Annotated in this window: 7 protein-coding genes and 1 tRNA gene; 3 read left to right on the top strand and 5 right to left on the bottom strand. The window is 65.2% G+C overall.

Features of this window, described 5'->3' with window-relative positions:
* Positions 1-172: 172 nt before the first annotated feature.
* Positions 173-249, bottom strand: a tRNA-Val gene (locus VLA96_10365).
* Positions 250-357: 108 nt separating this feature from the next.
* On the opposite strand from VLA96_10365, the gene VLA96_10360 reads away from it, so the two are divergent.
* Both VLA96_10360 and VLA96_10355 read left to right on the top strand, forming a co-directional pair.
* The gene (locus VLA96_10360) at positions 358-879 is read left to right on the top strand and encodes a hypothetical protein (protein ID HSE49598.1); all 522 of its coding nucleotides are present in this window, start codon (positions 358-360) and stop codon (positions 877-879) included.
* Positions 876-1451, top strand: a complete 576-nt coding sequence (locus VLA96_10355; GenBank protein ID HSE49597.1) for a CDP-alcohol phosphatidyltransferase family protein — start codon at positions 876-878, stop codon at positions 1449-1451. The genes VLA96_10360 and VLA96_10355 overlap by 4 nt, the downstream gene beginning before the upstream one ends.
* Here VLA96_10355 and VLA96_10350 read toward each other — a convergent pair.
* Genes VLA96_10350 through VLA96_10340 form a run of 3 tightly spaced genes read right to left on the bottom strand, consistent with a single transcriptional unit; the run spans position 1448 to position 3793 of the window.
* Entirely contained in the window at positions 1448-2677 is a 1230-nt protein-coding gene (locus VLA96_10350) for a hypothetical protein (GenBank protein ID HSE49596.1), read from the bottom strand. The genes VLA96_10355 and VLA96_10350 overlap by 4 nt on opposite strands.
* A gap of 55 nt (positions 2678-2732) precedes the next feature.
* A complete protein-coding gene (locus tag VLA96_10345) occupies positions 2733-3278 on the bottom strand; it encodes a hypothetical protein (protein HSE49595.1) in 546 nt (181 codons plus the stop codon).
* Positions 3278-3793 (bottom strand): hypothetical protein, encoded by a 516-nt coding sequence (locus tag VLA96_10340; GenBank protein HSE49594.1) that lies wholly within the window; start codon positions 3791-3793, stop codon positions 3278-3280. Before VLA96_10340 ends, VLA96_10345 begins: the two co-directional genes overlap by 1 nt.
* A 137-nt stretch (positions 3794-3930) precedes the next feature.
* Between VLA96_10340 and cysS the strand changes: the two genes are divergently transcribed.
* Positions 3931-5394 carry a cysteine--tRNA ligase gene (cysS, locus tag VLA96_10335; protein HSE49593.1) on the top strand — a complete coding sequence of 488 codons (1464 nt, stop codon included), beginning with the start codon at positions 3931-3933 and terminating at the stop codon, positions 5392-5394.
* A gap of 248 nt (positions 5395-5642) precedes the next feature.
* On the opposite strand, the gene VLA96_10330 is transcribed toward cysS, so the two are convergent.
* On the bottom strand, positions 5643-6380 hold a 738-nt coding region (locus VLA96_10330; protein HSE49592.1), incomplete at its 5' end, for an EamA family transporter.

The following is a 6380-nucleotide window of genomic DNA, read 5'->3' as shown; positions in this document are numbered from 1 at the left end:
CAGCGTCACCGCCAGGAAGCGGGCGGCGCAGTCGCGGGTGGTCGCGAGGATGTTGCCGAAGGCCAGCTTCGCGGCGTCGCAGCGAGTGCAATAAGCCGCTCCTGGCCGAACTTGTGTAGTTTCTTGTGTAGCGGGCTGTTTTGACCGGTGGAGGGTAAGCCTATGAAAAGAATGGTAGGCCCGGGAGGACTCGAACCTCTGACCTCTTCCGTGTCAAGGAAGCGCTCTAACCAACTGAGCTACGGGCCTATGGGGGATAGGTAGGAACGACTGACTCCCTTATTTTAGCTGCTCCCTGCGAGTGCGGGCAAACCGCCCGCTTGCAATCGGCGCGCACGAGAGCGGAGAATCCTTCCCATGCGCGGCAAGCCCCAACCCGAGCCGCTTCTGACGGAGCGCCGTGCTACGCCCGCGGCGCCACCCTTCCGCGCCGGCTCCTTCGTGCTCATCACGCTCAACTCGCCGCGCGAGAAGTTCTGGGGCGCGGTGCTGGAGATCACGCCCGCCGGGCTCAGCGTCCGCGGCGTCGACCTGAACTCCTTCGAAGACTTCGCGCGGCAGCTCCGCGCCGGCGACCCGGTCGCCCCCGCCGCCGTCTTCTTCCCCATGCATCGCGTCGAGCGCATGGAGCTCGACCTGCGCTCCGGCGACATCCCGTCGCTCGGCGAGCGCTTCGAGTCGAAGACGGGCCGCGCCGCGACCGGCGTGTTCGAATCCGGCAGCGGCATCCAGCCCGAGATCTCCGTCGGATGCACGCTGGCGCAGGCCCAGCGCCGTCTTATCCGCGCCACCTTCGAAGCGGTCTCGGAAGACGTGGCGCGCGCCGCCGAGCTGCTCGACCTCTCCGAAGACGAACTGCGGAGCTGGCTCGCCCGGTGACCCGCCAGCTCTGGACCGCGCCCAATCAACTGACGCTCCTGCGCCTCATCTTCATTCCGTTCATCGTGATGAACGTCGCGGAAGGCGATTACGCCTGGGCGCTCGGCCTGTTCGTCGCCGCCGGCGTCTCCGACGCCCTCGACGGGCTGCTGGCGCGCCTGTTGGAACAGAAGACCGTGCTCGGCCGTTACCTCGACCCCATCGCCGACAAGTTGTTGCTCTCCACGCTCTTTCTCGTCCTCTCCTTCAAGAGCCACATTCCCTGGAAGGTCACCATCCTGGTGCTGAGCCGCGACGTGATCATCATCGTGATCTGCACGCTCGTGTACCTGACGATGAACTTCCGCGACTTCCGTCCCAGCATCTTTGGCAAGGCGAATACGGTCTCGCAGGTCGTGACGATCGGGTTCGTCCTGCTCGATCAGCTCACCGTGCAGTCCTGGGTCGCCCTCGCCACGCAGATCTGCCTGTGGCTCACGTTCGGGCTGACCATCCTCTCCGGCGTGCACTACGTCATCCGGCTCGGCCAGCAGCTCTACCAGCTCCATCCGGGAAGACCGACGGCTGCTTAGGCGGGGCCCGCCGCGCCCGCGAGCTTCCGCTCCACGCAGCCGAGGATGCGCAGCGACGCGCGGAAGACGCGCTCGATGTCCGGCCGGTTGAGCGTGACGTGCAGCGTCAGCTGGCATGCCATGCGGTTCACGTGGAAGTCGAGGATGGAAAGCCGGCAGCCTTCCAGCCACTCCTCCTGGCCGATGGCCTTGCCGGAATCGCCCGCGAGCTTGCGCCGCGCGGCGTCGAGGAAGCCGAGCACCTCGTCGTCGCTCACGCCCTCGCTGATGGCGTAGCTCAGGAACTCGACCAGGTCGCGCTGCGGCAACTGGATGCTCGCGCACTCCCAGTCGTACAGCACCAGGCGCGGGTCGGTCTCGGGCGTCCGCACCGCCAGGTTGCGGATCTGCGCGTCGTTGAAGATCAGCGTCTTCGGGAGCTGGTCGATGCGGCCCCACCACTCCGGGATCGTCTCGATCCAGCGCGCGTGCCGGTCGAGATACTGCTGGTCGAATAATCTCCCCACGAAGTACCGCAGCTTCTCCGCGTACGCGCGCCACAGCGGCGCCAGCTCCTGCATCACGCCCGCGTCCATCGTCTTCCCCAGCCAGCCTTGCGCGACCAGCGCGTCGTAGGTCGCAAGGTGCGCGGCGTGCATGGCGGAGAAATCCTCCACCGCCTTCGTGATGCGCTCCTTCGTCCAGAAGGAGATGTCGGTGTAATCCTTCATCACGTAGGCGTCGGCGAGGAACTCCTCCAGCACCATGTATTGCCCGCTGGCGTCGTGGACGTAGGTGCCGTAGACCGCGGGCAACACGTCGGTGAACGCCGGCACGTTCTTCTGCATGCGGAAGACCTGGATCTCCTTCATGTGGGTGTTGAAGAGCTCGGTCTTCGCCAGCAGCGCGGCGCAATCCGGCACCTCGATTCCGCTCCTGACCAGCACCTCGCCCAGCCGCCGGCACAGCTCCAGGTAGTGCGTCTTCGCCTTCACCAGCAGCTCGATGATGCGCGTCTTCTCGCGCACGGTGTACGTGATGCGATAGTGGAAAAGTCCGAGCAGCTTGTCGCGCTGCTGCTCGGTGTACTTCATGCGCGTGGTCGCGGTTACCCCGACCTCGGAGAGGAACTCGGCCGCCTGCACCGTGAGCGCCGGGTCTTCCAGGTACTCGCGCATGCATCCCTGGAAGAATGCCGGGCGGAACTCGAGGAAGCCTTCCTTGCTCAGCTGGTAGATCGAGTCCACGCGCGCTCCAGAAGAAAAATGCCGGAGCCGCAGCTCCGGCACGGGAATGTCTCGTTCACTTCTTGCCCGGCACCACGATCTTCTTGATGGCGCCGGCGATCGCCTTCGCCAGATCGTCGGTGGCGCGCAGGTTCTCGCCGAAGAACATGACGTCGCCGCCGACGTTGCGGCTGAGGCGCTCGTTGCCCTGGGCGTCGACCGCGCGGATGCGCACGCGGATGTGCGTCTGGCCGGTCACGGTGGTGACCTGCCGCATGCGCGCGCTGCCTTCCTTGAAGCCCCACACCGTGATCTCGAGCTTCACCAGGTCGTTGACTTCGGCCGGCGGCTGCTCGCCATCGCGATAGACGTGCTGGAAGCGCCCCGTCTTGTACAGGTTCTCCATGACCTTCTCGTAGATGGCCATGCGGAACTCGAGCGGCAACTCGATCTCCTCCGAAGCCGGGCGCATCACCTGGATGTGCTCGGTCTTGATCTTCGGCTCGTTCATGGTCTCGGCGGCGGTCGCCGAGCGTGGCTTTTCCTTCTTGGGTTCTTGCGCGGCCGCGAACGCCGCCGCGAGCAAGCAACCGGCAATGAGCAGAACGATGCGACGCGTCATTATTTCTTCTCCTCGGGCTTCGCTTCCGGCTTTGGCTCGGGCGGCAGCGCTTCCGCCTTGGCGCCGGCAGAGACGAGCCGCTCCTTCAGCGGCTGCGCCGCGCCGTCCGCCAGCGTGAAGATCGCGCCGTGCAGCCCGCCGAGCGAGTCGCGGTACTCGATGGTGATCACGTCGATCTGCCGGCGGAACAGCGAGAGGAAGCGCCCGCTGCCGTAAGGTCCGAACATCGAAGCGAACCCGATCACGCCCCCCACCAGGCGCCGCGAGTCGTCCGCGGTCTGGATGTTGTCGATCGCGCCCAGCGCGACCTCGCTCTCCTTGCCGTTGTTCCCGACGAAGTGCAGCTTCTCGCCCTCGATGGTGAGCTTGCCCTTGGCGTTCTTGGCGATGCTGCCGAACCCGATGAGATGCTGGGCCGGCACCGTGGTCGCGTTCTCCGCCGGCGCCGCCGCCTGTTGCGCTGCCAGCGGCAGCGCGAGCGCGCACACCGCGAGCAGGATGGCGATCCTTCTCATGCCTCTCTCCTGTGTTGCCGTACTTGGTTGGAAAATCAGGGCGGCCATTATTCACGCTCGGCGAGCGCCCGTCAAAGCTATTTCGGCCACCACCGTTTTTTGACGCTCCCGCGACCGGCCCCTAGAATCGAATCCGCATGCCGCTGCGCCTCTTCAACACGCTCTCGGGCAAGGTCGAGGAGTTCACCCCCGCCGCCGACAACACCGCCCGCATGTACTCCTGCGGGCCGACGGTCTACGACTTCGCGCACATCGGCAACTTCCGCACCTTCGTCGCCATCGACCTGCTCCGCCGCGCGCTCCGCCAGCACGGTTACAAGCTCCAGCACGTCATGAATATCACCGACGTCGACGACCGCATCATCGAGAACGCGCGCAAGCTCGGCGTCAGCGTCAACGACTACACCCGCAAGTTCGAGCAGGCGTTCTTTGAAGACGCCGCGTATCTGAACCTCGAGAAGCCCGAGGTCGTCTCGCGCGCCACCGAGCACATCGAGGACATGGCCAAGCTGATCGCGCGGCTGGAGCAGAAGGGCGTCGCGTACAAAGCGGACGACGGCTCGTATTACTACCGCGTCGCCAAGTTCCCACAGTACGGCAAGCTCTCGAAGAAGGACCTGGCGCACATCGAGGACGGCGCGCGCGTCGACTCCGATCGCTTCGACAAGGAGGAAGCCCGCGACTTCGCGCTCTGGAAGGCGCCGAAAGAGGGCGAAGCCTTCTGGGAGACGTCGATCGGCAAAGGCCGGCCGGGCTGGCACATCGAGTGCTCCGCCATGGCGATGCGCTACCTGGGCGAGACGCTCGACCTGCACGCCGGCGGCGAAGACCTGATGTTCCCGCACCACGAGAACGAGATCGCGCAGTCCGAAGCCGCCACCGGCAAGCTTTTCGCGCGCCACTGGATGCACGTCCGCTTCCTGCTCATCGAGCAGGACAAGATGTCGAAGTCGCTCGGCAACTTCCACACGCTGCGCGACCTCATCCTCAAGGGCCACAAGCCGTCCACCATCCGGTTGCTTCTGACTTCCGTTCCATACCGCAAGCAGCTGAACTTCACCGAGGACGGCCTGCGCTCCATGGCGTCCGGCGTCGAGCGCCTGCGGAACTTCAAGCTGCGGCTCGACACCGGCAAGTTCGAGCCCGGCAGTAATAAGAAGATGGCCGACCTTGCGGATTACACCGTGAAGAGCATGCGCGAGGCGCTCGCCGACGACCTGAACACCGCCGCGGCGCTCGCCGCCATCTTCGACCTGGTGCGCGACGCCAACGCCGCCGCCGATCGCGGCGACGTCAAGAAAGACGATGTCCCTGCGCTCCTCGGCGCGCTCCAAAAGTTCGACGAGGTCTTCGACGTCCTGCGCGACGACGACGCCGCGAAGGTCCGCGCGGTGCAGGAGTGGGCGAAGGCGCAGGGGAAAGAGGTCGCGGCCGCGGGCCCGAAGCTCTCCGACGCTGAAGTGGATGCGCTCATCGCCGAGCGCCAGGCCGCGCGCAAAGAGAAGAACTTCAGGCGGTCGGACGAGATCCGCGACCAGCTCGCGGCCGCGGGCATCGTGGTCGAAGACACCAAGGACGGCATGCGCTGGAAGAGGAAGTAGATGGGTGGACTAGGGTTCGTGGTCTTCTTCGGAGTTATCGGTCTCTGCTTGCTGATTTTTCCGCGGAGAATTCAGCAGTTGCACACCTGGATCAATGACAGATCGCCCGCTTACCTTGGATCGTATGACCGCTATTTCCCTAAGACACCTGAGTATGTTGTTTTTCTGCGTGTACTTGGTGGATTCCAGCTCTTGATAGCTGCCGTGATCGCCTTGATTACATTCACAAAACAGTAATCAGACGTGGGCTAGTCCGCGACGCCCTCGCAGGCCGCCAGCTCCGGCTCCGGCTTCTTCCCTTCCTCGACCTTGTGCACCTTCGAGGTGTTCACCAGCCACACCGACGCCAGGATCACGATCGTCCCGGCAAAGATGTAGCTGTCCACCTGCTCGTGCAGTATGAGCCAGCCGAGGAACACGGCGACGATGGGGTTCACGTAGGCGTAGGTCGCGACCTTCGCCGTCGGGACGTGGTTCAGCAGCCAGACGTACGCTGTCAGTCCGATGAGCGAGCCCGCGGTGATGAGGTACGCGATGGCGCCGATGCCGCGCGCCGTCCACACCACCGTGTGCTGGTCGCCGAGCGCGAGCGAGATGCCGAGGTTCACCACGCCGGCGCACAGCATCTCCCAGCCGGTCGCGGCGAACGGGTCGACTTTCAGGTCCCAGCGCCGCGAGTACACGGAGCCCGTCGCCCATGAGAGCGAAGCGCCGACCAGGATGAGCGCGCCGAACAAGACCCCGTGCCCCACGCTTCCGGCATTCAGCTTCGGCCACAGCAGCACGACGAGCCCGGCGATGCCCATGCCGAGCCCAACGAAGCCGCGCGCCTTCAACCGCTCGCCTTTCAGGATGAACGTTTCGATGACCGCCACCCAGATGGGCACGATGGCGACGATGAGCGCGGTCAGGCCGGAGGGCACGGTCTTCTCCGCCCACGCCACGCCGACGTTCCCGCCCACCAGCAGCAGCACGCCGATGATGGC

Source organism: Terriglobales bacterium (assembly GCA_035457425.1).
GTDB lineage: Bacteria > Acidobacteriota > Terriglobia > Terriglobales > Acidobacteriaceae > JACPNR01.
Note: the sequence above shows the minus strand (reverse complement) of the source record. Positions and strands in the feature narration are given on the sequence as shown.

Coding starts and splice junctions, on each gene's coding strand:
- VLA96_10360 (HSE49598.1), top strand. CDS start 358: ATGCGCGGCAAGCCCCAACCCGAGCCGCTTCTGACGGAGCGCCGTGCT.
- VLA96_10340 (HSE49594.1), bottom strand. CDS start 3,793: ATGAGAAGGATCGCCATCCTGCTCGCGGTGTGCGCGCTCGCGCTGCCG.
- VLA96_10345 (HSE49595.1), bottom strand. CDS start 3,278: ATGACGCGTCGCATCGTTCTGCTCATTGCCGGTTGCTTGCTCGCGGCG.
- cysS (HSE49593.1), top strand. CDS start 3,931: ATGCCGCTGCGCCTCTTCAACACGCTCTCGGGCAAGGTCGAGGAGTTC.